This is a genomic window from Mesorhizobium sp. M8A.F.Ca.ET.057.01.1.1 (assembly GCF_003952565.1).
Lineage (GTDB): Bacteria > Pseudomonadota > Alphaproteobacteria > Rhizobiales > Rhizobiaceae > Mesorhizobium.
The window spans coordinates 2,581,317-2,605,840 of sequence record NZ_CP034454.1; the positions used below are offsets into that span (position 1 = coordinate 2,581,317).

General features: G+C 63.3%; 20 protein-coding genes, 1 tRNA gene and 1 pseudogene. 16 read left to right on the forward strand and 6 right to left on the reverse strand.

The window, feature by feature from the left end; genetic code table 11:
* The first annotated feature begins 1 nt into the window (after nt 1).
* The 9 genes from nuoH to EJ077_RS12015 all read left to right on the forward strand — a co-directional run bounded on the left by nuoH (nt 2) and on the right by EJ077_RS12015 (nt 10,126).
* Nucleotides 2-1,045, forward strand: a complete 1,044-nt coding sequence (nuoH, locus tag EJ077_RS11975) for an NADH-quinone oxidoreductase subunit NuoH (RefSeq protein ID WP_135866582.1) — start codon at nt 2-4, stop codon at nt 1,043-1,045.
* On the forward strand, nt 1,045-1,536 hold the full coding sequence (gene nuoI, locus EJ077_RS11980) for an NADH-quinone oxidoreductase subunit NuoI (RefSeq protein WP_023763316.1): 492 nt from the start codon (nt 1,045-1,047) through the stop codon (nt 1,534-1,536). Before nuoH ends, nuoI begins: the two co-directional genes overlap by 1 nt.
* A gap of 123 nt (nt 1,537-1,659) precedes the next feature.
* Nucleotides 1,660-2,280 carry an NADH-quinone oxidoreductase subunit J gene (locus EJ077_RS11985; RefSeq protein ID WP_127871580.1) on the forward strand — a complete coding sequence of 207 codons (621 nt, stop codon included), beginning with the start codon at nt 1,660-1,662 and terminating at the stop codon, nt 2,278-2,280.
* 1 nt (nt 2,281) lies between these two features.
* Nucleotides 2,282-2,590 (forward strand): NADH-quinone oxidoreductase subunit NuoK, encoded by a 309-nt coding sequence (gene nuoK / locus EJ077_RS11990; RefSeq protein WP_127276500.1) that lies wholly within the window; start codon nt 2,282-2,284, stop codon nt 2,588-2,590.
* Between the two features lie 10 nt (nt 2,591-2,600).
* Nucleotides 2,601-4,574, forward strand: a complete 1,974-nt coding sequence (nuoL, locus tag EJ077_RS11995) for an NADH-quinone oxidoreductase subunit L (protein WP_208702188.1) — start codon at nt 2,601-2,603, stop codon at nt 4,572-4,574.
* Nucleotides 4,574-6,079 carry an NADH-quinone oxidoreductase subunit M gene (locus EJ077_RS12000; RefSeq protein WP_127276496.1) on the forward strand — a complete coding sequence of 502 codons (1,506 nt, stop codon included), beginning with the start codon at nt 4,574-4,576 and terminating at the stop codon, nt 6,077-6,079. Before nuoL ends, EJ077_RS12000 begins: the two co-directional genes overlap by 1 nt.
* A gap of 19 nt (nt 6,080-6,098) precedes the next feature.
* Nucleotides 6,099-7,535: an NADH-quinone oxidoreductase subunit NuoN gene (nuoN, locus tag EJ077_RS12005; protein ID WP_208702190.1), complete on the forward strand. Its 1,437-nt coding sequence runs from the start codon at nt 6,099-6,101 to the stop codon at nt 7,533-7,535.
* Nucleotides 7,536-7,539: 4 nt separating this feature from the next.
* A complete protein-coding gene (locus EJ077_RS12010) occupies nt 7,540-8,361 on the forward strand; it encodes a biotin--[acetyl-CoA-carboxylase] ligase (RefSeq protein WP_208702192.1) in 822 nt (273 codons plus the stop codon).
* A gap of 94 nt (nt 8,362-8,455) precedes the next feature.
* Nucleotides 8,456-10,126 (forward strand): ribonuclease J, encoded by a 1,671-nt coding sequence (locus tag EJ077_RS12015; protein ID WP_140812710.1) that lies wholly within the window; start codon nt 8,456-8,458, stop codon nt 10,124-10,126.
* Between the two features lie 16 nt (nt 10,127-10,142).
* On the opposite strand, the gene EJ077_RS12020 is transcribed toward EJ077_RS12015, so the two are convergent.
* Nucleotides 10,143-11,153, reverse strand: a complete 1,011-nt coding sequence (locus tag EJ077_RS12020; protein ID WP_245458721.1) for an MBL fold metallo-hydrolase — start codon at nt 11,151-11,153, stop codon at nt 10,143-10,145.
* Here EJ077_RS12020 and mce point away from each other — a divergent pair.
* The 6 genes from mce (at nt 11,133) to EJ077_RS12050 (ending at nt 17,762) form a co-directional block, all read left to right on the forward strand.
* The gene (gene mce / locus EJ077_RS12025; RefSeq protein ID WP_208702194.1) at nt 11,133-11,537 is read left to right on the forward strand and encodes a methylmalonyl-CoA epimerase; all 405 of its coding nucleotides are present in this window, start codon (nt 11,133-11,135) and stop codon (nt 11,535-11,537) included. The genes EJ077_RS12020 and mce overlap by 21 nt on opposite strands.
* Entirely contained in the window at nt 11,534-11,818 is a 285-nt protein-coding gene (locus EJ077_RS12030; protein ID WP_208702196.1) for a DUF1467 family protein, read from the forward strand. Before mce ends, EJ077_RS12030 begins: the two co-directional genes overlap by 4 nt.
* 652 nt (nt 11,819-12,470) lie before the next feature.
* Nucleotides 12,471-13,799 (forward strand): proline--tRNA ligase, encoded by a 1,329-nt coding sequence (gene proS / locus EJ077_RS12035; RefSeq protein WP_208702198.1) that lies wholly within the window; start codon nt 12,471-12,473, stop codon nt 13,797-13,799.
* On the forward strand, nt 13,796-15,082 hold the full coding sequence (locus EJ077_RS12040; RefSeq protein ID WP_208702200.1) for a lipoprotein-releasing ABC transporter permease subunit: 1,287 nt from the start codon (nt 13,796-13,798) through the stop codon (nt 15,080-15,082). Before proS ends, EJ077_RS12040 begins: the two co-directional genes overlap by 4 nt.
* The gene (locus tag EJ077_RS12045) at nt 15,034-15,762 is read left to right on the forward strand and encodes an ABC transporter ATP-binding protein (RefSeq protein WP_208702202.1); all 729 of its coding nucleotides are present in this window, start codon (nt 15,034-15,036) and stop codon (nt 15,760-15,762) included. Before EJ077_RS12040 ends, EJ077_RS12045 begins: the two co-directional genes overlap by 49 nt.
* A gap of 749 nt (nt 15,763-16,511) precedes the next feature.
* The gene (locus EJ077_RS12050; RefSeq protein ID WP_208702204.1) at nt 16,512-17,762 is read left to right on the forward strand and encodes a site-2 protease family protein; all 1,251 of its coding nucleotides are present in this window, start codon (nt 16,512-16,514) and stop codon (nt 17,760-17,762) included.
* A 75-nt stretch (nt 17,763-17,837) separates the two neighbouring features.
* On the opposite strand, the gene lipB is transcribed toward EJ077_RS12050, so the two are convergent.
* Nucleotides 17,838-18,581 (reverse strand): lipoyl(octanoyl) transferase LipB, encoded by a 744-nt coding sequence (lipB, locus tag EJ077_RS12055; protein WP_208702206.1) that lies wholly within the window; start codon nt 18,579-18,581, stop codon nt 17,838-17,840.
* Between the two features lie 180 nt (nt 18,582-18,761).
* Between lipB and EJ077_RS12060 the strand changes: the two genes are divergently transcribed.
* A tRNA-Leu gene (locus EJ077_RS12060) sits at nt 18,762-18,846 on the forward strand.
* A gap of 633 nt (nt 18,847-19,479) precedes the next feature.
* Here the strand turns inward: EJ077_RS12060 and EJ077_RS12065 are convergent.
* The 4 genes and pseudogenes from EJ077_RS12065 to EJ077_RS12080 all read right to left on the reverse strand — a co-directional run.
* Nucleotides 19,480-19,679 (reverse strand): annotated as a pseudogene (locus EJ077_RS12065) (succinate--CoA ligase subunit alpha); the annotation flags it as partial.
* A gap of 57 nt (nt 19,680-19,736) precedes the next feature.
* A complete protein-coding gene (locus tag EJ077_RS12070; RefSeq protein ID WP_208702208.1) occupies nt 19,737-22,415 on the reverse strand; it encodes a phosphoenolpyruvate carboxylase in 2,679 nt (892 codons plus the stop codon).
* Between the two features lie 4 nt (nt 22,416-22,419).
* Entirely contained in the window at nt 22,420-23,319 is a 900-nt protein-coding gene (gene sucD / locus EJ077_RS12075; protein ID WP_127871573.1) for a succinate--CoA ligase subunit alpha, read from the reverse strand.
* A 14-nt stretch (nt 23,320-23,333) separates the two neighbouring features.
* Nucleotides 23,334-24,518: a malate--CoA ligase subunit beta gene (locus EJ077_RS12080; protein WP_208702210.1), complete on the reverse strand. Its 1,185-nt coding sequence runs from the start codon at nt 24,516-24,518 to the stop codon at nt 23,334-23,336.
* Nucleotides 24,519-24,524 lie beyond the last annotated feature (6 nt).

Genomic DNA, 24,524 nt, shown 5'->3' on the forward strand with positions numbered 1-24,524 from the left:
CATGGACACCTTCTTCTCCTTCTACGTGCTGCCGGCGCTGCTGATCCTCTTGAAATCAGTCGTGCTGATCGTCGTGCTGCTGATCTTCGTCGCCTACATCCTCTACGCCGACCGCAAGATCTGGGCGGCCGTGCAGCTTCGCCGTGGCCCGAACGTCGTCGGCCCCTGGGGCACGCTGCAGGCCTTTGCCGACCTGTTGAAGTTCGTCTTCAAGGAGCCGGTCATCCCGTCAGGCGCCAACAAGGGCGTCTTCCTGCTGGCGCCGCTGGTCTCGGCCGTGCTGGCGATCTCGGCCTGGGCGGTCATTCCGGTCAGCCAGGGCTGGGCGATCGCCAACGTCAATGTCGGCATCCTTTATGTCTTCGCCATCTCCTCGCTGGAGGTCTATGGCGTGATCATGGGCGGCTGGGCGTCGAACTCGAAATATCCGTTCCTCGGCGCGCTGCGCTCGGCCGCGCAGATGGTGTCCTACGAAGTCTCGATCGGCTTCGTCATCGTCACCGTGCTGCTCACCGCCGGCTCGCTCAACCTCAGCGATATCGTGCTGTCGCAGCATGACGGAATTGGCACGCGGCTCGGCCTGCCCAACACGTTCCTCGACTGGAACTGGCTGGCCCTGTTCCCGATGTTCATCATCTTCTTCATCTCGGCGCTGGCCGAGACGAACCGGCCGCCTTTCGATCTGGTGGAAGCCGAATCGGAGCTGGTCGCCGGCCACATGGTCGAATATTCGTCGACACCGTTCCTGCTGTTCTTCCTCGGCGAGTATGTCGCTATCGTCTTGATGTGCGCGCTGGCCACCATCCTGTTCCTCGGCGGCTGGCTGCCGCCCTTCGACTTCGCGCCCTTCACCTGGGTGCCCGGCGTCATCTGGTTCGTGCTGAAGGTCTGCTTCGTGTTCTTCGGCATTTCGATGGTGAAGGCCTTCGTGCCGCGCTACCGCTACGACCAGCTGATGCGGCTGGGCTGGAAAGTGTTCCTGCCGATCTCGCTGTTCATGGTCGTCGCCACCGCGGCCTTCCTCAAGATCACGGGGTTTGCGTGATGTCCGCTTTGTCCCAGGCCGCAAAATCGCTGCTGCTGCAGGATTTCGTCAGCGCTTTCTTCCTGTCGATGCGCCAGTTCTTCGCGCCGAAGGAGACGATCAACTATCCGCACGAGAAGGGGCCGGTCAGCCCGCGCTTCCGCGGCGAGCACGCGCTGCGTCGCTATCCCAATGGCGAGGAACGCTGCATTGCCTGCAAGTTGTGCGAGGCGATCTGCCCGGCGCAGGCGATCACCATCGAGGCCGGCCCGCGCCGCAATGACGGCACGCGCCGCACGGTGCGTTACGACATCGACATGGTGAAGTGCATCTATTGCGGCTTCTGCCAGGAAGCCTGCCCGGTCGACGCCATCGTCGAGGGGCCGAATTTCGAGTTCGCGACGGAGACGCGCGAGGAACTCTACTACGACAAGGACAGGCTGCTGGCGAATGGCGACCGGTGGGAGCGCGAACTGGCGCGCAACATCTCGCTGGACTCGCCCTATCGCTGACATTTGACGCATGGACGGGGCGAGGGGCCTCGTCTAAGGACAAGCAACTTGCCAGCCGGTGGCGGCGGCGAAAATCGGACAGGCGCAAGCGTCGTGTCCGGACAGGAACCCGGGGGATCCCCAATGCTGAGTGGACTAGAGGCGGCCTTTTTCTACCTCTTCGCCTTTGTCGCGGTGGCATCGGCGTTCATGGTCATTTCGTCGCGCAACCCCGTGCATTCGGTGCTGTTCCTGATCCTGACCTTCTTCAACGCCGCCGGCCTGTTCATGCTGACCGGCGCCGAGTTCCTGGCGATGATCCTGCTCGTCGTCTATGTCGGAGCGGTCATGGTGCTGTTCCTGTTCGTCGTCATGATGCTTGACGTCGACTTCGCCGAGATGAAGGAGGGAGCCCTGCAATACGCGCCGATCGGCGCGCTGGTCGGGCTGATCCTGGCGGCGGAGCTGATCATCGTGCTGGGTGGCTACACATTCGCGCCGAAACTCGCCGCGACGGTCGCAAAGCCCATCCCGGATCTCGCCGCGCGCTCCAATACGGCAGCGCTCGGCGACATCCTCTATACCGACTACCTCTACTACTTCCAGATTTCGGGCCTCATCCTGCTGGTTGCCATGATCGGCGCCATCGTCCTGACGCTGCGCCACAAGGAAGGGGTCAAGCGGCAGTCGATCGCCGCCCAGGTCGGCCGCACCGCGGCGACCGGCATGGAAATCCGCAAGGTCAAGTCGGGCGAAGGAGTCTGAGATGGTCGTCGGCATCGCACATTATCTGACCGTATCGGCTGTTCTGTTCACGCTCGGCGTGTTCGGCATCTTCCTCAACCGCCGCAACATCATCGTCATTCTGATGTCGGTCGAATTGATCCTGCTCGCGGTCAACATCAACTTCGTCGCCTTCTCAGCGGCGCTCGGCGATCTGGTCGGCCAGGTGTTCGCGCTGTTCGTGCTGACGGTCGCGGCGGCTGAAGCCGCCATCGGACTTGCCATTCTCGTCGTCTTCTTCCGCAACCGTGGCTCGATCGCGGTCGAAGACGTGAACACCATGAAGGGTTGACGGGGCGACTATGTATCAAGCGATCGTCTTCCTTCCACTGCTCGGCTTCCTGATCGTCGGCCTGTTCGGCAACGCGCTCGGTGCCAAGGCATCCGAATACATCACTTCCGGCTTCCTGGTGATCGCGGCCGTGCTGTCATGGGTCGCCTTCTTCAGCGTCGGCTTCGGCCATGGCGAGGTGTTCACCGTCCCGGTGCTGCACTGGATCCAGTCCGGCGGGCTGGACGTCTCCTGGGCGCTGCGGATCGACACGCTGACGGTGGTGATGCTGGTGGTGGTCAACACCGTGTCGGCGCTGGTTCACATCTATTCGATCGGCTACATGCACCACGATCCCAACCGGCCGCGCTTCTTCGCCTATCTGTCGCTGTTCACCTTCGCCATGCTGATGCTGGTGACGGCAGACAACCTCGTGCAGATGTTCTTCGGCTGGGAAGGGGTGGGCCTCGCGTCCTACCTGCTGATCGGCTTCTGGTACAAGAAGCCATCGGCCAATGCCGCGGCAATAAAGGCCTTCGTCGTCAACCGCGTCGGCGATTTCGGTTTCGCGCTCGGCATTTTCGGCGTCTTCGTGCTGTTCGGCTCGGCCAATCTCGGCACCATCTTCGCCAATGCGGCGACGTTCATTCCTGCTGAAGGCGCGCCGCAGGGTGCCGCCGTGCTCACCTTCCTCGGCCATGCGCTCGACAAGCAGGCGGCGATGACCGTCGTCTGCCTGCTCTTGTTCATGGGCGCCATGGGCAAGTCGGCGCAGGTGCCGCTGCACACCTGGCTGCCCGACGCCATGGAAGGCCCGACCCCGGTGTCGGCGCTCATCCATGCCGCCACCATGGTGACGGCCGGTGTATTCATGTTGGCGCGGCTGTCGCCGCTGTTCGAGCTGTCGCATTCCGCGCTGACGGTGGTGACCTTCATCGGCGCCTTCACCGCATTCTTCGCGGCCACGGTCGGTCTCGTCCAGAACGACATCAAGCGCGTCATCGCCTATTCGACCTGCTCGCAGCTCGGCTACATGTTCGTGGCGCTCGGCGTCGGCGCCTATGGCGCTGCGATCTTCCACCTGTTCACGCATGCCTTCTTCAAGGCGCTGCTTTTCCTCGGCTCGGGCTCGGTCATCCATGCCGTCTCCGACGAGCAGGACATGCGCAAGATGGGCGGTTTGAGGAAGCTGATCCCGACCACCTACTGGATGATGGTGATCGGCACTCTGGCGCTGACCGGCGTCGGCATTCCGGTGACAGTCATCGGCACCGCCGGCTTCTTCTCCAAGGACGCCATCATCGAGACGGCCTTTGCCAGCCACAATTCGGTTGCCGGCCTCGCCTTCGTGCTTTTGGTCATCGCCGCCTGCTTCACCTCCTTCTACTCCTGGCGCCTGATCTTCATGACCTTCCACGGCAAGCCGCGGGCAAGCCATGAGGTGATGCACCATGTCCATGAATCGCCGCCGGTGATGCTGGTGCCGCTGTTCGTGCTGGCCGCCGGCGCGTTGTTTGCCGGCATCATCTTCCACGGCGCCTTCATCGGCGAAGGCTATGCCGAGTTCTGGAAGGCGTCGCTGTTCACGCTGCCGGACAATCACATCCTGCACGAAATCCACGAACTGCCGCTGTGGGTGGAACTGTCTCCCTTCATCGCCATGCTGATCGGCTTCGCGGTGGCCTGGAAGTTCTACATCCGCTCACCGGAACTGCCCCGGAGCGTCGCCGCCAACCATCGCTTGCTCTACGCCTTCCTGCTCAACAAGTGGTATTTCGACGAGCTCTACGACTTCCTGTTCGTGCGGCCCGCCAAGCGGCTTGGCCATTTCCTGTGGAAGACCGGTGACGGCACCGTCATCGACGGGCTCGGGCCGGATGGCATTTCGGCGCGCGTCGTCGATGTCACCAACCGCGTCGTCAAGCTGCAGACCGGCTACCTCTACCACTATGCCTTCGCCATGCTGATCGGCGTTGCCGCACTCGTCACCTGGATGATGCTCTGATGACCGCCTGGCCAATCCTCTCGCTGGTCACCTTCCTGCCGTTGGTTGGTGTGCTGCTGATCCTGTTCATCAACGATGACAGTGAAAACGCACGCCGCAACATCCGCGCCATCGCGCTGTTGACCACGACGTTCACGTTCATCATCTCGCTGTTTATCTGGACCGGCTTCGACAATTCGCAGGCCGGCTTCCAGTTCGTTGAGAAGGTGGCCTGGCTCGACTCCGGCATTTCCTACCATATGGGCGTCGACGGCATTTCCATGCTGTTCGTCATCCTGACGACCTTCCTGATGCCGCTCTGCATCCTGGCGTCGTGGGAAGCGATCGAGAAGCGCGTCAAGGCGTACATGATCGCCTTCCTGCTGCTGGAAACGCTGATGATCGGCGTGTTCTGCGCGCTGGACATCGTGCTGTTCTACGTCTTCTTCGAGGCCGGCCTGATCCCGATGTTCATCATCATCGGTGTGTGGGGCGGCAAGCGGCGCGTCTACGCCTCGTTCAAGTTCTTCCTCTATACGCTGGCCGGCTCGGTGCTGATGCTGCTCGCCATCATGGCGATGTTCTACCAGTCCGGTACCACCGACATCCCGACGCTCTTGACGCACAGCTTCCCTGCCAACATGCAGACCTGGCTATGGCTCGCCTTCTTCGCCTCCTTCGCGGTGAAGATGCCGATGTGGCCAGTGCATACCTGGCTGCCGGACGCACACGTCGAGGCGCCGACGGCCGGTTCGGTCATCCTGGCCGCCATTCTCTTGAAAATGGGCGGGTACGGCTTCCTGCGTTTCTCCTTGCCGATGTTCCCGCTGGCGTCCGAAATGTTCGCGCCGCTGGTGTTCACGCTGTCGGTCGTCGCCATCATCTACACCTCGCTGGTGGCGCTGATGCAGGAGGACATGAAGAAGCTGATCGCCTATTCGTCGGTCGCCCATATGGGCTTCGTCACCATGGGCATCTTCGCCATGAACCAGGAAGGCGTGCAGGGCGCGATCTTCCAGATGCTGAGCCACGGCCTGGTCTCTGGCGCGCTGTTCCTGTGCGTCGGCGTCATCTATGACCGCATGCACACGCGTGAGATCGCCGCCTATGGCGGCCTCGTCAACAACATGCCGAAATACGCCACCGTGTTCATGGTCTTCACCATGGCCAATGTCGGCTTGCCGGGTACGTCAGGCTTCGTCGGCGAGTTCCTGACTATGCTCGGCGTGTTCCGCGTGAACACCTGGGTGGCGTTCTTCGCCGCCACCGGCGTCATCCTGTCAGCCGCTTACGCGCTCTGGCTCTACCGCCGGGTGATCTTCGGCGCCCTCACCAAGGACAGCCTGAAGGGGCTGCTCGACCTGTCGACCCGCGAGAAGGCGATCATCTATCCGCTGGTCGTGCTGGTCATCTTCTTCGGCGTCTATCCCGCACCCGTCTTCGACGCGACGGCCCAGTCGGTCAAGTCGCTCGTCACCAATGTCACCGCATCCATCGGCGCCGCGCAGACCGCGGCGGCGAACTGACCCAGGGGTTTTGCGAACCATGACGCCGGACCTTCTCTCCAGCCTGTCGCTCTCGACGCCCGAGCTGATCCTTGCCATCGGCGCGCTCGCGCTGCTGATGGTCGGGGCCTATTCGCGTTCCAACACCGCCAGTACGGTGACCGGCCTTGCCGTGGCCGTGCTGGTGATCGCAGGCGCTTGGCTGATCTTCCACGCAGGGCAGGGTAGCGCCTATGGCCACGCCTTCATCCAGGACTCCTTCGCCCGCTTCATGAAGGTGCTGGCCCTGATCGGCTCGGCGGTGACGCTCGTCATGTCGATGCGCTTTGCCAAGACGGAGCGTTTCGACAAGTTCGAATATCCGGTGCTGATCCTGCTTTGCACGCTCGGCATGATGCTGATGATCTCGGCCAATGGCATGATCGGGCTCTATCTCGGCCTCGAATTGCAGTCGCTGGCGATCTATGTGCTGGCGGCGATCAACCGCGACAATCTGCGTTCGACCGAAGCCGGCCTGAAATATTTCGTCCTCGGCGCGCTGTCCTCGGGCATGCTGCTCTACGGCATCAGCCTTGTCTACGGTTATACCGGCAACACCGGCTTCCAGGAGATCGCGACCGCGCTTGGCGGCGGCGAACGCCAGCTTGGCCTCGTCTTCGGCCTCGTCTTCGTGCTGGCCGGGCTTGCCTTCAAGATATCGGCGGTGCCGTTCCACATGTGGACGCCGGACGTCTATGAGGGCGCGCCGACCCCGGTGACGGCTTTCCTGGCGGCGGCGCCGAAAATGGCGGCGATGGCGCTGATCGTGCGCGTCAGCATGGGCGCGTTCAAGCCGATCGCTTCCGACTGGCAGCAGATCATCGTCTTCATCTCGATCGCCTCGATGGCGCTTGGCGCCTTCGCCGCCATTGGTCAGACCAACATCAAGCGGCTGATGGCCTATTCCTCGATCGGCCATATGGGCTACGCGCTGGTCGGCCTTGCCGCCAACAGCCAGGCCGGCGTGCGCGGCGTCGCCATCTATATGCTGATCTACCTGGTGATGACGCTCGGTACCTTTGCCTTCATCCTCGCCATGCGGCGCAAGGAAGGCAATGTCGAACAGATCAGCGATCTTGCCGGCCTGTCGTCGACCAACCCGGTCATGGCGACGATCCTGACCATCCTGATGTTCTCGCTGGCCGGCATTCCGCCGCTCGCCGGCTTCTGGGGGAAGTGGTACGTCTTCCTCGCCGCCATCAACGCCAATCTCTATGCGCTGGCGATCATCGGCGTGCTGGCCTCGGTGGTGGGCGCCTATTATTATCTGCGCATCATCAAGATCATGTGGTTCGATGAGCCGGTCGGCGGCTTCGTGCCGATGGCCAGCGAATTGCGTGTCGTGCTCGGCGTCAGTGGCGCCTTCGTGCTGTTCTATGTGCTGATCGGCGGGCCGATCGGCACCTATGCCGAAGCCGCCGCCAAGACGTTTTTCTGACGGGATGGCATTTCGGCTGGCTCCAACCTCGGCGTCGGAAGGGTTCCGGCTCGAGGCGCATGACAGTGTCGGCTCCACCAACGCGCTGGCGCTGGACCATGCCCGCGCCGGCGAACCGGGCAAGCTCTGGGTCGTTTCCAAGAAGCAGGAAAGCGGGCGCGGCCGGCGTGGCCGGGCCTGGGCAACGCCGGAAGGCAATCTGGCGGCGACGCTGCTCGTCATCACTGGCGGCGAACTGCGCCTTGCCGCGACGCTCGGTTTCGTCGCCGGGCTGGCGCTGGCCGACGCGCTCGACGCGGTGGTCCCGAAGGGCCGCATTTCGGTAGGGCTCGACGGCGCGAGCCAGGGACAGAACCGCTTCGAGCTGAAATGGCCGAACGATGTGCTGGCGTCCGGGGCCAAGCTGGCCGGCATCCTGCTGGAGTCGGCAATGCTGGACGGTGGCCGCTTCGCGGTGGCGGTCGGCATCGGCGTCAATGTGGTGGCGCACCCGCAGGATTTGCCCTATCCCGCGACATCGCTTCATGCATTGGGCGCTGCCTGCGATGCCGAAACGCTGTTTCTGGCGCTGTCGGATGCCTGGAGCGAGAATGCCCGCCTTTGGGACGAAGGACGAGGCCTTGCCGCGATCAGAAAGCGCTGGCTAGCCCGCGCCGCGGGCCTTGGCGGCGAGGTTGCTGTCAGAATTGACGGTAATGTGGTGCGTGGCGTGTTCGAGACCATTGACGAGGACTGCCGTTTCGTGATCCGCGACGATGAGGGGGCTGTTCTGACGGTCGCCGCCGGCGATGTTCATTTCGGTGCGGTCGCTTCCGCGCGGGTTTAGTTTTGTTTTTGAGCAATTCCGGACTGCAAACCGTTAGACACCTTTGCCGGAATTGCTTTAACGGCTTGGCCTGAGGGCCAGGAAGGGAAAAATCATGGCGAAAGCGGACAACGCTGAACTCGTCTTCGTGCCGCTCGGCGGTGTCGGCGAGATCGGCATGAACTTCGCCCTCTACGGCTACGGCCCGCCGAGCGCGCGCGAGTGGATCGTCATCGATGTCGGCGTCACCTTTCCCGACGCGGCGCATCCGGGCGTCGACCTGATCCTGCCCGACACGCGTTTCATCGAGGAGAACCTCGCCAATCTGCGCGGCATCATCATCACCCACGCGCATGAGGACCATTACGGCGCGCTGCTCGACACCTGGCCGAAGCTGAAGGCCCCGGTCTGGATGACGCCGTTCAGCGCCGGCCTGCTGGAAGCCAAGCGGCAGGGCGAGCAGGGCGCGCCGAAGATCCCGCTGACGATCTACCGGGCGGGCGAAAAGTTCACTGTCGGTCCCTTCGAGATCGAAGCCATTCCGGTGGCACACTCGATTCCCGAACCCATGTCGCTGGCGATCACGTCGCCTGCCGGCACCGTCATCCATACCGGCGACTGGAAGATCGATCCGGAGCCGACGATCGGACCCAAGACCGACGAGGCGCGTTTCCGCGCCTATGGCGACAAGGGCGTGCTGGCGCTGATCTGCGATTCGACCAACGCGCTGCGTGAAGGCGAGTCGCCTTCGGAAGTGGCCGTGGGCGAGGGGCTGAAAGGCGTCATCCAGGCCGCCAAGGGCCGCGTCGCCGTCACCACCTTCTCCTCCAATGTTGGGCGCATCGTCTCGATCGCCAGGGCAGCGCGCGATGCCGGCCGCCAGTGCCTGGTGCTCGGCCGCTCGCTGAAGCGCGTCATCGATGTGGCTGACGAGCTTGGCTATATGGACGGGCTGCCGGAGTTCATCGCCGAGGAGGATTTCGGCTTCATTCCGCGCGAGAACCTGGTCATCATCTGCACCGGCAGCCAGGGCGAGCCGCTGGCGGCGCTGGCGAAACTGTCGCGCGACGAGATGAAATCGGTGTCGCTGACGGCGGGCGACACGGTGGTGTTTTCCTCGCGCACCATTCCCGGCAACGAGAAGGCGATCCTCGAAATCAAGAACCGCCTGATCGATCTCGGCATCAAGATCATCGAGGACGGCGACGCACTGGTGCACGTCTCCGGCCACCCACGGCGCAGTGAACTGCGCAAGATGTACGAATGGGTGCGCCCGCAGATCGGCGTTCCCGTGCATGGCGAGGCGGCGCATCTGGTGGCGCAGGGTTCGCTGATGTCGACCTCTGGCATCGGCCAGGTGGCGCAGGTGCGCGACGGCGACATGCTGCGGCTCGCGCCGGGACCCGCCACCATCATCGACCAGGTGCCGTTCGGCCGCGTCTACAAGGACGGCAATCTGATCGGCACCGATCAGGCGATGGGTATTCGCGACCGGCGCAAGCTGTCCTTTGCCGGTCATGTCGCGGTCAATGTCGTGCTCGACGAGAAGTACGAGCTGGCCGGCGATCCCGACCTGGTCGCAATCGGCGTCGCCGAGGCCGATGCCCGTGGCGAGACGCTCGAGGACCTGATGATCGATGCGGCCGTCGGCGCGGTCGATTCGATCCCCCGTCAGCGCCGCAAGGACCTCGACCTCGTGCAGGAGGCGGTGCGGCGCGCGGTGCGCGGCGCGGCCAACGAAGCCTGGGGCAAGAAACCATTGGTGACGGTTTTCGTCACGCGCTGAAGGGGGCGGCGGCTGGTCAGACGTTCAGCTGATAGCTGACCGGAATCCAGCGAAAGGACCCGCCTGTCCGCCCGACATGGCCCAGGCCCGGAAACGGCATGTGATGGCCGGCGACGAGCAGGCGACGCTCCGCAGCCATGCTCAGCAGCCGCTTGCGGGTTTCGACTGCCTTTTCCTTGTCGTCGTCGAAATCGGCATGCCACTCCGGACGCTGGATCGACACGACATAATGCAGGAAAGCGTCCGACCAGATCAGCAATTGCTGTCCGCCGCTTTCGACCAGGAATGCCAAAAGCCCGGGGGAGTGACCGGCCGCGTCGATGGCAGTGATGCCCGGCACCACTTCGTCTCCAGGCGCGATGAATGTCGCGCGGTCGGCCAGGCCGGTGCAAATCCGCCTGAACAGATCACGGTTGGCCAACCTTGCCGCGCGGACTGCATTTCCTTCGGTCCAGAAGGCGAATTCCGTCGCGCCGAATACGTATCGCGCTCGGCTGAAGACGGGTTGCTTATTCCTGACCAGCCCGCCAATGTGGTCCGGATGCCCGTGCGTGATGACCACCACGTCGATGTCCTCGGGGCCGAGCCCAAGGGCTTGCAGGCAGTCCGGGAGTGAACCGCCGTCATCTCCGCAGCCTGTGTCGAACAGGATCTTTTCAGAACCTGTGTCGATCAGCGTCGGGATGAAGCAATGCTCGTAGCGATCCCGGTCGATGAAGTTCGAGGCCGCGAGTTCGAGCACCGCCGCCGGCGGCTGTCCGGCCGCGAAGGCCGATGCAAGCTCGTCCCTGATGTCGACGGCATCGAGCAAGGCGGCAACTTTGAACGACCCGAGATCGAAGGTGAAAACACAGGGGCGGGCAGCGCTGATTCCAGACATCGCCGTTTGTACTTCGCTGATATCGGTTGGAACAGGTGCGACAGTGCGCGCTTCCTGAATGGCTGTTGGTCGCTGCTGATTTGACGTATGACGCCAGTCACTGGACCTGGGAGAAAAAGCTCGGACATGCTCGGACGGCTGAACCATGTCGCGCTTGCGGTGCCGGATCTGGCTGCAGCCATTGCCGCTTACCGCAACACGCTCGGTGCCGAAGTGACCGAGCCGCAGGCTTTGCCGGAGCATGGTGTCACCGTGGTGTTCGTCAATGTCGGCAACACCAAGATCGAATTGCTGGAGCCGCTTGGCGAGGGCTCGCCGATCGCGGCATTCCTGGCGAAGAACCCGTCAGGCGGCATGCATCATCTCTGCTACGAGGTCGACGACATCCTGGCCGCGCGCGACCAGCTCAAGGCCGCCGGCGCCCGCGTGCTTGGCGACGGCAATCCCAAGATCGGTGCGCATGGCAAGCCGGTGTTGTTCCTGCATCCGAAGGATTTCTTCGGTACGCTGATCGAACTGGAGCAATCATGAGCTGGGTCTCGTTCACCGCCCTGTTTTTCGCGACCTGGTGGGTGGTGCTGTTTGCCGTTCTGCCGTTCAGCGTCAAGACGCAGGACGATGATCACGACGTGACGCTGGGCACGGTTCCGAGCGCGCCGCGCGGGCCGCATATGTTGCGTGCCGTGATCCGCACCACCATCGCGACGGCGGTCCTGATGGGCATTTTCTACGGTCTGACGCACGGGCTGGGATACAGCCTCAACGACATACCGCACATCGTGCCGGATTTCGGCCAGACCCCAGCGAAGTAGAGAGCCGGCAAGTCCTTGCGACCACATCGAAGTATCGGATGCTGATTGGGATGCCGCCGGGTTTTCGCCGCCGAACGTCTGGGTGACGTAAGGTCATGCAACCTTGCAAGTCGCGGCGCCAACCAGATGATTGCACAAAAAAAATGCAAGGCACGAGGCCTTGCAATTAAACGCGTCCGATCTGTTTCCGGTATCCGGCGGCAGCGAGTAACCGCGCCTAGATCGCATCCTCCCAAGACTTTGACCGCGTAGGAGGGCAGATTTTTTTCTGCCCTCTCGGTTATCGGGGCACATTAGCCTAACGGAAATGAAAATGTCACGAAGAATTTTGCCTTGAAACGGGCATTCTCGTGCTGCACTGCACAATAGTGCGGCAGGCGTTGCTTTTGAAACGAACAGGCGAGGTCGACAGAGCCTTTGCGGCATATTCGCAATTGACGCGCGCAAAGAATTGGCGGCTCAACCCGAAGACGTTCGGTGCGTTCCATTGCCGGCGCCGACTGATCCGGAAGCGAGGGATTCCGGGCCGGAAGGGGCTGATGTGTAGGGATGGCCGGGTTTCCATTCCGTCATGAAATCGCTATGAAGCCGGGGCAAGCAAGCCTGCGCCGCGCCGATTCTGGCGTGGCCATTCTCATTCACGGACCAGTCCATGCGTTTGTCGCGCTATTTCCTGCCTATCCTCAAAGAAAATCCGCGCGAGGCCGAAATCGTCTCGCATCGGTTGATGCTGCGCGCCGGCATGATCCGCCAGCAGGGGCAGGGCAGTTTTTCCTGGCTGCCGCTGGGCAAGCGGGTGCTGGACAAGGTCTGCAAGATCATCCGCGAGGAGCAGAATCGCGCCGGTGCGCTGGAGATTCTGATGCCGACCATCCAGTCGGCCGATCTGTGGCGCGAGAGCGGGCGTTACAACGACTATGGCAAGGAGATGCTGCGCATCAAGGACCGCCAGGACCGCGACATGCTCTACGGACCGACCAACGAGGAAATGGTCACCGAGATTTTTCGCGCTTACGTCAAGTCCTACAAGGACCTGCCGCTCAACCTCTACCATATCCAGTGGAAGTTCCGCGACGAGGTGCGGCCGCGCTTCGGCGTGATGCGTTCGCGCGAATTCCTGATGAAGGACGCCTATTCCTTCGATCTCGACTTCGAGGGCGCGCGAGCCGCCTATAACAGGATGTTCGTCTCCTATCTGCGGACCTTCACCCGCATGGGCCTGCAGGCAATCCCGATGCGAGCCGACACCGGGCCGATCGGCGGCGATCTCAGCCACGAATTCATCATCCTGGCCGATACCGGCGAAAGCCAGGTCTTCTGCCATCGCGATTATCTGTCGCTTGCCGTGCCCGGCGCGAACACCGACTTCGCCAATGACGGCGAAATTGCCGATATCGTCAAGACGTGGACGACGCCTTACGCCGCGACCGACGAGATGCATGACGAGGCGGCCTGGGAGAAGGTCCCGACGGGCGACCAGGTCTCGGCGCGCGGCATCGAGGTCGGCCACATCTTCCACTTCGGCGAGAAATACTCCAAGCCGATGGGCGCCAAGGTGACCGGACCCGACGGCAAGGATCATTTCGCCTCGGGCGGCTCCTACGGCATTGGCCCGTCGCGGCTGGTCGCGGCGATCATCGAGGCCAGCCACGACGAGAACGGCATCATCTGGCCCGAAGCCGTGGCGCCGTTCGATATCTGCCTGATCAACATGAAGGCGGGCGACGCCGACTGCGATCGCGTCTGCGACGAACTCAATGCCGCCTTCACCGCCGCCGGCAAGGATGTGCTTTACGACGATACCGACCAACGGCCGGGCGGCAAATTCGCCACCGCCGACCTGATCGGCCTGCCCTGGCAAGTGATCGTCGGACCGCGCGGCGTGGCCGCCGGCGAGATCGAGATCAAGAATCGCAAGAGCGGCGAGCGCGTGACACTGCCGATCGCCGACGCGAAAAAACGCTTCGGTGTCGCCGCATGAGCGAGGCGGCGGCAGCGAGATCGGCCGGCGCCGGCCCTTTTTCCATCTTCGAACGCACGGTTGCGTGGCGCTATTTGCGTTCGCGGCGCAAGGAGACGGTGATCTCGGTGATCGCCTCGATCTCCTTCCTCGGCATCATGCTGGGCGTTGCCACGCTGATCGTGGTGATGGCCGTGATGAACGGGTTCCGCGCCGAACTGCTGACGCGCATTCTCGGCGTCAATGGCCATCTGATCGTGCAGCCGCTCGATTCGCCGCTCGAGGACTATGCCCAGGTCGCCAGCCGCATCAACGGTGTGGCCGGGGTCAAATACGCCATTCCGCTGATCGATGGCCAGGTGCTGGCGCAAGGCAATGTTGGCGGCGGCAGCGGCGCGCTGGTTCGCGGCATCCGGGGTGAAGACCTCGGCAAGATCGCCATCGTTGCCACCAACATCAAACAAGGCACGCTCGACGGCTTCGATACGGGCGACGGTGTCGCCATCGGCAAGCGGATGGCCGAGAATCTCGGCCTGACGCTCGGCGATACCATCACCTTGATCTCGCCGGACGGCGATGTGACGCCGCTCGGCACCACGCCGCGCATGAAGGGTTACAAGATCGCGGCGATCTTCGAAGTCGGCATGTCGGAGTATGACAGCTCCATCGTCTACATGCCGTTCTCCGAAGCGCAGCTCTATTTCAACATGGACGGCCGGGCGCAGACCATCGAGATCTATGTCGACAATCCCGATGATGTCGACGCGCTGAAGCCGAAGGTGGAAGAGGCGGCGCAACGCCCTATCGATCTCGTCGACTGGCGCCAGCGCAACGAGACCTTCTTTTCCGCCTTGCAGGTCGAGCGCAACGTGATGTTCATGATCCTGACGCTGATCGTGCTGGTGGCTGCGCTCAACATCATTTCCGGGCTGATCATGCTGGTGAAGGACAAGGGGCATGACATCGCCATCCTGCGCACCATGGGCGCCTCGCGCGGCGCCATCCTGCGCATCTTCCTGATGACGGGAGCGGCGATCGGCGTGACGGGCACGCTCGCCGGCGTGCTGCTAGGCGTCTTGATCTGCACCAACATCGAATCGATCCGGCAGTTCTTCTCCTGGATGACAGGCAAGGTGCTGTTCAATCCGGAACTCTATTTCCTCAGCCAGTTGCCGGCCAAGATGGACCCACGCGAGACGACCTATGTCATCATCATGGCGCTGGCGCTGTCCTTCCTGGCAACGGTGTTTCCGGCATGGCGGGCGGCCCGCCTCGATCCGGTCGAAGCCTTGAGGTACGAGTAGTGGCCGAGGTCATTATCGAGCTGAAGAGTGTCGAGCGGCACTACGTCCAGGGGCCGCGCAAGCTCACCATCCTGAACGGCGCCGATTTCTCGCTGCGGCGCGGCGAGATGGTGGCGCTGGTGGCCCCGTCGGGCACCGGCAAGTCGACGCTGCTGCACACGGCGGGCCTGCTGGAGCGTCCTGACGCCGGCGACGTGATCCTGTCCGGACGCGCCTGTGGCCGGTTGTCCGATGACGAGCGGACGTCCATCCGCCGCAACGATGTCGGCTTCGTCTACCAGTTCCATCATCTGTTGCCGGAGTTTTCCGCGCTGGAAAACATCATGATGCCGCAGCTGATCAAGGGGCTGCCGCGCAAGGAAGCGGGCGAGCGCGCGGCGCAACTGCTCGACTACATGCAGATCGGCAAGCGCGCGTCGCACCGGCCGTCCGAGCTGTCCGGCGGCGAGCAGCAGCGTGTCGCCATTGCGCGCGCGGTCGCCAATGCGCCGCTGGTGCTGCTCGCCGACGAGCCGACCGGCAACCTCGACCCGGTCACCGCCTCCTACGTCTTCGAGGCGCTGGAGGCGCTGGTGCGGCAATCGGGGCTCGCCGCGCTGATCGCTACCCACAATCATGAACTGGCATCGCGCATGGACCGGCGTGTCACGCTGGCCGACGGCAAGGTGGTGCCGCTTTAAGGAATGGCTCTCGCCCGGTAGTGCCGCGCGAGGGTGGGTTAGAGCGGTTCAGCGTTTGATAGAATCGCCGACCGCTCTAACTTCTCGTTTTCACGCAATTCCGGACGGAAAACCGCTACGCACTTTTCCTGGAATTGCTCTAGAATCGCCAGTGAGCGTTCATTGCGATCAGAGTGGACGATATCGCGCTCGTCGCCAGAATGAAGAACCAAATTACAAGGTTGCGAGAGAGGCGTCGCCGGCGGCCTTGTCGCATGCGCTTTCGCCAGCGGTCACCTTGATTCGCGCCTCCGTACTTCCCCATTTCCATCGCTCAGCAGCGCCTCAGCCCAAGAACTATCGCTTCGGCCAAACTTTAAATACAAGCGCGCGCTGATCCTGATCCCCAGGACTGGAAGCCTACGCCGCCGCGCTTTCAGAATCGTCCCGTGGTGAACGATTAACCTTTCGCTAACCGTGCAAAATCCCCCGCCTATGGCTCTATCCCGCAGCGATTGACATTGGAACAAAATTAGAACAAATTGGAAACATATCCACAACAGGAGAGAGTTATGACCGATCTGGTTCAGGATGTCATCTCGCTGGTTTGCATGAGTGCGTTTCTTGTTTCCATGGCGATCTGGATCGGAGCCATGTGAGTTGGCGGCGTCTGCCACCGCTGTTTCCCGATGGCCCTGAGCCGCTCCGCCGTTAAGCTTTTCTTGCCGCCGCGACGTTAGGCTGCGTCTCCAGGCAGGAGCAGCGTCCAGGTGTCGCCCATCGTCACGGCCATTCTCGTGGCCAGCAATCTCGGACTGATCTTTCTCTTGATGACCGTGCCGCTTGGTTTGCGCACGGTCCGGTTCAGCCGCGTCGTGGCAATGGACCGGCAGCGCCTGTGGCAGGCGCTGTGGCCGCTTGGCAGCGATGCCGGCTGGTCCGGCGAGATCCTGTCGGCGCAGCCGCTGGACGAAGAGGGCGTGGCCCGCATCATGCTGTCGTGGGAAGGCCGAGACGGCAAGCCGATAGAGCGCAGGGCGCGGTTTGAAGACGTCGTCGAGGGCAGCCGCTTCACGATGCGCGTCATCGAGGATACCGCGCTCGATGGCTCCTTCTGGAAGGATTATGGCGAGACCGCCGAACTGGTTTCGGAGGGCAGCGGTACACGCGTGACGCTGAGCCGGACCGACCGGTATCGCGGCGTCGCCTTCCTGGTGTTCCGCTATTTCGCCATGCGCCGCGAGCTTTCCAAGCTGCAGCGTTGGGCAAGGACCGGGCAGTACCGCAAGGGCGGGTGGTTCGAGCATCCGCTGAGCCAGGTCGGCTTTGCCGTGCTCTCGGCGTTGATCCTGTGGCCGTTCTTCGGCTTTCACCTCGGCGGGCTGGCGCTGGCCGCGATCCTGACGTCGGTGGTGGCATTGCACGAACTCGGCCACATGGCGGCGTTCCGGCTGACGGGCCATCGCAGGGCGCGGATGATCTTCATCCCGCTGCTTGGCGGCATCGCCATTGGCGGACGACCCTACAACAGCCGTTTCGAAGTGGCCTTCGTAGCGTTGATGGGGGCGGGGTTCTCCGCCTTCCTGGTGCCGATCGTCATTGCCGCCAGCGTGCTTGCCGGCAACGAGGGTCACAAGGCTGCCGCCGCGCTGCTGGCCGCCCTTGCAGGCTGTGTGGCCCTGTTCAACATCGCCAATCTGGTGCCGGTGTGGAAATTCGACGGCGGCCAGGTGCTGCGCCAGATCTGCCCGGGGCCGGTCGTCCTGGCGCTGGCGTCCTTCTCGCTGCTTTCGGCCTTTCTGGCGCTTGGCTGGCGGGCTGGTTTTTCGTCAGGCTTCCTGCTGGCGGCCGGTGCGGTGTTTTCGATCCTCAGCCTGCTCACCGTCGGCAGCGGGGTGAAGCCACGTCACGAACTGGAGCCGATCGGCACCGTCGACCGTTTCGTCATCGCAGGGGCCTTGCTGGCGGTGTTCGCCATCCATGGCTGCGGAGTGCTATGGGCTTCCGCCCAACTGATCTGAGGTGTGTTGATATTCAGGTGATGCCGGCCTGACCTGAATCTCAATACAGCCTAAGCAGTTCCCGGACCGACAGGTTCAGCCGGCCTTGCGCGAAGCTTCGGCGGGCAAGACCGTGGCGGGACCGAATACGTCCTGGAAAGCGGATTTCAGTGCCAGGTCGAGATCAGCCATGGTCAGGGGCAGGCCGAGGTCGACGAGGCTGGTGACGCCGTGGTCCTGCACGCCACAGGGTATGATGCCGCCGAAATGGGTAAGGTCGGGCTCGACATTGATGGCGATGCCGTGAAAACTCACCCAGCGCCGCAGCCGGATGCCGATCGCCGCGATCTTGTCCTCGGCCGGCGAGCCGTCAGGCAAAGCAGGGCGGTCCGGCCGCACCACCCAGACGCCGACCCGGTCCTCGCGGCGCTCGCCGCGCACGTTGAAGGCAGCAAGTGTGCCGATGATCCATTGTTCGAGCGCGGCGACGAAGGCGCGCACGTCTTCGCGCCGGCGCTTCAGGTCAAGCATGACATAGGCAACCCGCTGGCCGGGCCCATGATAGGTGTATTCGCCGCCGCGCCCTGCCGAAAAGACCGGAAAGCGGTCCGGTTCGATCAGATCCTCGATGCGGGCGCTGGTGCCGGCCGTGTAGACCGGCGGATGTTCGACCAGCCAGACCAGCTCGCCGGCAGCTCCGCTGCGGATCGCCTCCGCGCGCGCCTCCATGAAGGCAAGCGCATCGGGATAGGCGGTAAGGCCAGGTTCGACCAGCCATTCGACCGGCGCCGAGCCGGGCAGGGGCAGGAACGACGTGGCGATCTGGCTGCGTTCTGTCATAGTGTGTCTCGTGTTGCCTCCATATGGCGATATCGGGCGCAAACGTCCAGTTCCGGATGCTCATTGCGATCCTGTGGAACGTTATGGCAATTGGCCGACATTATTGCTCGCCACGCACTTGTTTCGCCGGAAACGATTTGCTACACGCCGCGAGCCGGTCGGTTCCGGCTCCTACCACGTGCGGTCGTGGCGGAATTGGTAGACGCGCAGCGTTGAGGTCGCTGTGGGGCAACCCGTGGAAGTTCGAGTCTTCTCGACCGCACCATTCGATTTTTTGACTGCTGAATTCCTTACGAATTTTCCCATTTTGCCGCACCGGACTGGGTAGGTGCGGGCTCTGGGCGTTCTCGGCCGTTTTATAGGCTGGCGTCTGAAGTGATGTTAAGTTTTGTTGCGCAATCTTGGCCTGATCTTGGCTCCGTGCGCGTCTGGAACGGCAAAGTGTCAGACTCGGGAGTGTTTGATAGTCCCGCTCGTCAGGACGATGGGCCGGCTTTACCGCTGTCGCTTCCTCAGCTGGGCTGCTAAACAAGGCTGTCGCTGTTTTGTTATTGGTGGTTGCTCTCAGCTCGCTTGACAATGTGATCCAGGCCACGGCAAGGATCGCTTCGTGGGTTTTGGCAAAGGGGAGATACCATGAAGAAGACTTATGTGAAGCCGATGTTCGTAAGGCGCGAAAAGCTGTCCGCCGTGACGGCGATAGCTTGTCCTAGCTTCGGCTGCCCGACCTAAGGGCTGGGCCGACCGGCTTCTGCCAGATCGCCCGCCGTCGAAAGCGGGCGGGCTTCTATCGTGGCGTGAGCTTGTCGACTGTTTGGAAGGGACCGCTGGGCGGCGCATTCAGATCGCACCCGCCTCGTGCTCCGGCAACTGCCCTTAGGCAGCCTGTTCCCAGAGGTTATGCAGCCTTCTTCATCCGTGCCAGCGTATCGGCCACCACCTCGCCGAGAACGACGGCGTCGGCACGATGATGACGCCGGCCTCTTGGGGGATCTCGACCTTCTCCTGCGCGGACCCGCCGAAAGCCGAGATGATGGCGCCGGCATTGCCCATGCGGCGGCCTTTCGGGGCAGATAGGCCGGCGATCTGGGCGATCAGCAATCAGCCCAGAATGATGAAGCAAGGTGAGCGACGTAACTCGGCCAGCCGGCGAGCCTATCCCGTCCACCCTAGTCCAGACGAGATGCAATTGATCGATACGAGCAAGGCGTCGGTCGCCAGCTTCTGATCTGTCGTCCTTGCCCTGACATCACGCAGCAGATCGACCTGCAGCCGGTGGATGTCGTCCATCTGCCGCCGCAGACTGTCGAAACGCCGCTTGAACATCGGAAAGCGTGCGGGAAGATCACCTCCTGTAAGGTCGCCGATCAGGCGTCGCGTCAACTCGTACTCAGTTGCGATGCGGGCATAGATTCGTTTGGCGGCATCGCTGTCGGAGACAAGGCCGGCGTAAAGCCGCGCGATCTCCATGTCGGCCTGGTAGAGCGTCTTTTCGGCCTCGTCGACGATCAGGCGGAAGAAGCGCGAGTGTTCGAACATGCGGGCCAGAAGGTCGCGCCCGGCCTCGCCGCGCACCGCGACGAAGGCGCTCAGCGCGCTGCCGATGCCATACCAGCCGGTCAACAGATGACGGTTCTGGCTCCAGGCGAACACCCATGGAATGGCGCGCAAATCGGCGATGCCGTTGGCGCCGAAGCGGCGATCCGGCCGTGAGCCCATTTTCAGCAGCGCCAATTCCGCGACCGGGCTCGCCTGGTTGAAATAATCGAGGAAGCCGGGCTCGGCCATCAGCGTGGCATAGGATGCCTGCGACATGCCGGCCAGCGCCTCGAGCGCTTCGTCGAACTCCGGCGTCTCTTTCGTCTCGGCATCGCCCGGCGATCCGACGCTGTGGGCAAGAACGGCGGCGGCGAGGATCTCGAGCTGGTTGAGGCCGGTGCCGCGATTGGCGAATTTCGACGATACGACCTCGCCTTGCTCGGTCACCCGCATGGTGCCGGCGACGGTGCCTTGCGGCTGCGCCGCGATCGCCCGGCCGGTCGGCGCGCCGCCACGGCTGACGGAGCCGCCGCGACCGTGAAAGAAGCTGATCCTAACCTTGTGCTTGCGCCCGACGGCAGCGAGGCGTTTTTGCGCTTTGGCCAGTTCCCAATTGGAGGCCAGGAAACCGCCGTCCTTGTTGGAATCGGAATAGCCGAGCATGATTTCCTGGCGCGCCCCGAAATCGCGCACCGTGCGTCTCACCAAAGAGACGTCGAGCAATCCGTTCAATATGCCGGGGGCGGCCTGCAGGTCGGCGATGGTCTCGAACAAGGGCACGATCCGCAGCCTGATTGTGCCGCCGCCAGCGGGCGCTGTCGAAAGTCCGCAATATTGCGCCAGCAGGTAGACCGCGAGCAGATCGTCGGCCGAGCGGGTCATCGAGAGAACGAAAGAGCCGACAGCGTCGGGATCCAAGCTGGAGATATGCCTGGCGATGACGGAGAATGTCGAAAGCAGTTCGCCTGCTTCAGGCGAGAGTCGGCCAGCGTCGATTTCCAGCCGCTCACCCTCGGTGATGGCTTTGCGAATTCGCGCTGACCATTGCGGCGTGCCGGCCGCGACCGGATCGGCGGGGTTCGTCAGCGCAAACAGCTCGGCCAGCACGCGGTTGACGACCGTGGAGTTCTGCCTGAGGTCGAGCGAGACGGTGCGGAAGCCGAAGCTGCCGACCTGCCAAATCAGAGGCTGGACGAAACGCCTGGCCACCGCGCGCCCGCCGATTGCTTCGAGAACGCAAGACAGCCCCTCCAGATCGGCACGAAACGCGTTCGCCGACGGGTACGCCGCTGCTCTGCCGTCCCGTGTCGCTTCCAGCCGGGCAAGCAGGGCCGAAGCGAACTGGCGGAGCGGTTCGTCAGGGTTTCGGGCGGCGATCACGTCGGCCTGTCCGCTTTTATCAAGCGCCGTTTGCAGCACCGGCTTGAAGCTTGCCGGCAGGTCGATGACGTTCGAGCTGGCGCTGAGCACCGTCACCAGCCGCTGCATCTGCGCCAGATACCAGCCTATGGCCGTATCGCGGTATTCGGCCAGGGCATGGGCGGTGACGGCGGCCGTAACATTCGGGTTGCCGTCACGGTCGCCGCCGATCCAGGAGGCATAGCGCATGAAGGAGGGAATTCTGATCGGCGATGCCGGATAGTGACGCGCGAAGGCGCCTTCAAGCTTGCCGTAGAGCTGCGGCGTTGCCTCGAAGATGACCTCGCGAAAGAAATGCAGGCCCCAGGCGATTTCGCGTTCGACCGTCGGGCGCTCCAGCCGCAGCTCGCCGGTCATCCACAGAAGCTCAATCTCGCTTTCCAGATCGGCGACCAGCAGGTCGCGCTCGCGCGGCGCCCAGCGCGGCTGGTCGAGTTCGGTCAGCTTGCGGTAGATACGGCGGTGAATCTCCAGCACCGTGACGCGTTTGGCCTCCGTCGGATGCGCGGTCATTGTCGGGCCGACGCAGAGGTCGTCGAGCCTCGCCTGGACCTGCTCCGCCGAATGGCCGTTCGCCGCCATCCGCGCGATCACACTGGCGAAGGAGCCGGGCACGTCGTCGACGCCGGCGCCTTGTTCGAGTTCGCGGCGCGCCCGCATGGCGAGCAACTCGTCGGCAATCGCGAGCAACTGGAACCAGACGCCGCTCGCCTGAAGCGCCGGGATGCGCTGCACCGCGGCAAGCGAGACAAGCGACCTGCGTCCGGTCAGAACTGCGGCGATCTCCGGCTCACGCGCGCTTGCGACCTGAAGCAGCAGGCGCAACAAGAGGCTGCGCTCGTCCTCCCGAAATTTGATGCGTCTGCTCTGTTCCAACGCTTCAAGCCGCCTTCTTCGTTCGCTCCAGGGTCTCGGCCACGACGTCGCCGAAGGACGACGGCGTCGGCACGATGATGACGCCGGCCTCTTTCAGGATCTCGACCTTCTCCTGCGCGGACTCGCCGAAAGCCGAGATGATGGCGCCGGCATGGCCCATGCGGCGGCCTTTCGGGGCGGAAAGCCCGGCAATGTAGGCGATCAGCGGCTTCCTCATATTGTCGCGCGCCCAGATCGCGGCTTCGGCTTCCTGCGGTCCGCCGATCTCGCCGATCATCACCACCGCGTCGGTCTCGTCGTCCTGCTCGAACAGCTTCAGAACGTCCTTGAAGGAGGAGCCGTTGATCGGATCGCCACCGATGCCGACGCTGGTCGAGACGCCGATGCCGAGCGCCTTCATCTGCGAGGCGGCCTCGTAGCCCAGAGTGCCCGACCGCCCGACGATGCCGACGCGGCCGGGAAGGTAGATCGAGCCGGGCATGATTCCCATCAGCGCCTGTCCGGGCGTGATGATGCCGGCGCAATTCGGCCCGACCAACCGCATGCGGTCCTCGAAGCGGTAGCGGCGCATGTAGCGCTTGACCTGCATCATGTCCTGCGAGGGGATGCCGTCGGTGATGCAGACGCAGAGTTTTATTCCCGCATCCGCCGCCTCCATGATCGAATCGGCGGCGAAGGGCGGCGGCACGAAGACGATGCTGGCCTCGGCACGGGTTTCGCGCACCGCGCCCTTGACGGTGTTGAAGATCGGCAGGCCAAGATGCGTCTGGCCGCCCTTGCCGGGGGTGACGCCGCCGACGAGCTTGGTGCCGTAGCGCTTCATGTCCTCGGCATGGAAGCTGCCGATCTTGCCGGTGAAACCTTGCACGATGACGCGCGTGCTGCGGTTCAGCAGGATTGCCATTTTTCTGTCCTCCCTCAGGCTGCTTTTTTATTGGTGGCCGCGCGCCATGCGGCGACGGCCTTTTCGGCGGCTTCTGCAAGCGTGTCGGCGACGATGACCGCCTCGCCGGAATCGGCCAGGATCTTGCGTCCTTCCTCGGCCCTGGTGCCGGAGAGCCGAACCACCAGCGGCACGCTGACGCCGACCTCGCGGATCGCTTTGATGACGCCCTCGGCAACCCAGTCGCAGCGGTTGATGCCGGCAAAGATGTTGACCAGGATGGTCTCGACATTCTTGTCGCCGAGCACGGCGCGGAAGGATTTCGCCACACGCTCGGGCGAGGCGCCGCCGCCGATGTCGAGGAAGTTGGCCGGCTCTCCGCCGGCGATCTTGATCATGTCCATCGTCGCCATGGCGAGCCCGGCGCCGTTGATGATGCAGCCGATATTGCCGTCGAGGCCGACATAGGAGAGGCCGCGGTCGCTGGCGAAGGTTTCGCGCGGATCTTCCTGGCTCTTGTCGCGCAATTCGGAGATTTCCGGCCGCCGGAACAGCGCGTTCTCGTCGAACGACATCTTGGCGTCGAGCGCCACCAGGCTGCCGTCGCGGGTCACCACCAGCGGATTGATCTCCAGCATCGAGGCGTCGTAGTCGCGAAATACCTGGTAGCAGCTGAAGATGGTCTCGGTCGCCTTGCCGATCAGGCTGTCCTCCAGCCCGAGTCCGAAGGCGATCTCCCGCGCCTGGAAGCGCTGCATGCCGACGCCCGGGTCGACGGTGGCGCGGATGATGGAATCCGGAGCTCTTTCGGCAATCTCCTCGATCTCCATGCCGCCGGCGGCCGAGGCGACGATCATGACGCGCTCTTCCTTGCGATCGAGCACGAAGCCGAGATAGAGCTCCTGCGCGATGTCGACGGCTTCCTCCAGATAGAGGCGCGAGATCAGCTTGCCGCGCGGGCCGGTCTGGTGGGTCACCAGCTTGCGCCCGAGCATGGCTTCGGCGGCGCTGGAAATCTCCTCGTCATTGGCGCAGAGCTTGATGCCGCCGGCCTTGCCGCGCGCGCCGGAATGAACCTGCGCCTTCAGCACCCATTTGCCGCCGCCGATCTCGCGCGCCCGGTAGGTGGCCTGCTCGGGGCTGTAGGCCAGGCCGCCGCGCGGCACATGCACTCCATGCCGGGCGAGCAGTTCCTTGGCCTGATATTCGTGGATGTCCATTTTTTC

Bases quoted from the DNA above. Each gene is read 5' to 3' on its own strand.
- nuoN (WP_208702190.1), top strand. From the start codon at position 6,099: ATGACGCCGGACCTTCTCTCCAGCCTGTCGCTCTCGACGCCCGAGCTG.
- EJ077_RS12020 (WP_245458721.1), bottom strand. From the start codon at position 11,153: ATGGTTCAGCCGTCCGAGCATGTCCGAGCTTTTTCTCCCAGGTCCAGT.
- lipB (WP_208702206.1), bottom strand. From the start codon at position 18,581: ATGACAGAACGCAGCCAGATCGCCACGTCGTTCCTGCCCCTGCCCGGC.
- EJ077_RS12010 (WP_208702192.1), top strand. From the start codon at position 7,540: ATGGCATTTCGGCTGGCTCCAACCTCGGCGTCGGAAGGGTTCCGGCTC.
- EJ077_RS12080 (WP_208702210.1), bottom strand. From the start codon at position 24,518: ATGGACATCCACGAATATCAGGCCAAGGAACTGCTCGCCCGGCATGGA.
- nuoL (WP_208702188.1), top strand. From the start codon at position 2,601: ATGTATCAAGCGATCGTCTTCCTTCCACTGCTCGGCTTCCTGATCGTC.
- nuoH (WP_135866582.1), top strand. From the start codon at position 2: ATGGACACCTTCTTCTCCTTCTACGTGCTGCCGGCGCTGCTGATCCTC.
- EJ077_RS12000 (WP_127276496.1), top strand. From the start codon at position 4,574: ATGACCGCCTGGCCAATCCTCTCGCTGGTCACCTTCCTGCCGTTGGTT.
- proS (WP_208702198.1), top strand. From the start codon at position 12,471: ATGCGTTTGTCGCGCTATTTCCTGCCTATCCTCAAAGAAAATCCGCGC.
- sucD (WP_127871573.1), bottom strand. From the start codon at position 23,319: ATGGCAATCCTGCTGAACCGCAGCACGCGCGTCATCGTGCAAGGTTTC.
- EJ077_RS12045 (WP_208702202.1), top strand. From the start codon at position 15,034: ATGGCGGGCGGCCCGCCTCGATCCGGTCGAAGCCTTGAGGTACGAGTA.
- EJ077_RS12015 (WP_140812710.1), top strand. From the start codon at position 8,456: ATGGCGAAAGCGGACAACGCTGAACTCGTCTTCGTGCCGCTCGGCGGT.
- nuoI (WP_023763316.1), top strand. From the start codon at position 1,045: ATGTCCGCTTTGTCCCAGGCCGCAAAATCGCTGCTGCTGCAGGATTTC.
- mce (WP_208702194.1), top strand. From the start codon at position 11,133: ATGCTCGGACGGCTGAACCATGTCGCGCTTGCGGTGCCGGATCTGGCT.
- EJ077_RS12040 (WP_208702200.1), top strand. From the start codon at position 13,796: ATGAGCGAGGCGGCGGCAGCGAGATCGGCCGGCGCCGGCCCTTTTTCC.
- EJ077_RS11985 (WP_127871580.1), top strand. From the start codon at position 1,660: ATGCTGAGTGGACTAGAGGCGGCCTTTTTCTACCTCTTCGCCTTTGTC.
- nuoK (WP_127276500.1), top strand. From the start codon at position 2,282: ATGGTCGTCGGCATCGCACATTATCTGACCGTATCGGCTGTTCTGTTC.
- EJ077_RS12030 (WP_208702196.1), top strand. From the start codon at position 11,534: ATGAGCTGGGTCTCGTTCACCGCCCTGTTTTTCGCGACCTGGTGGGTG.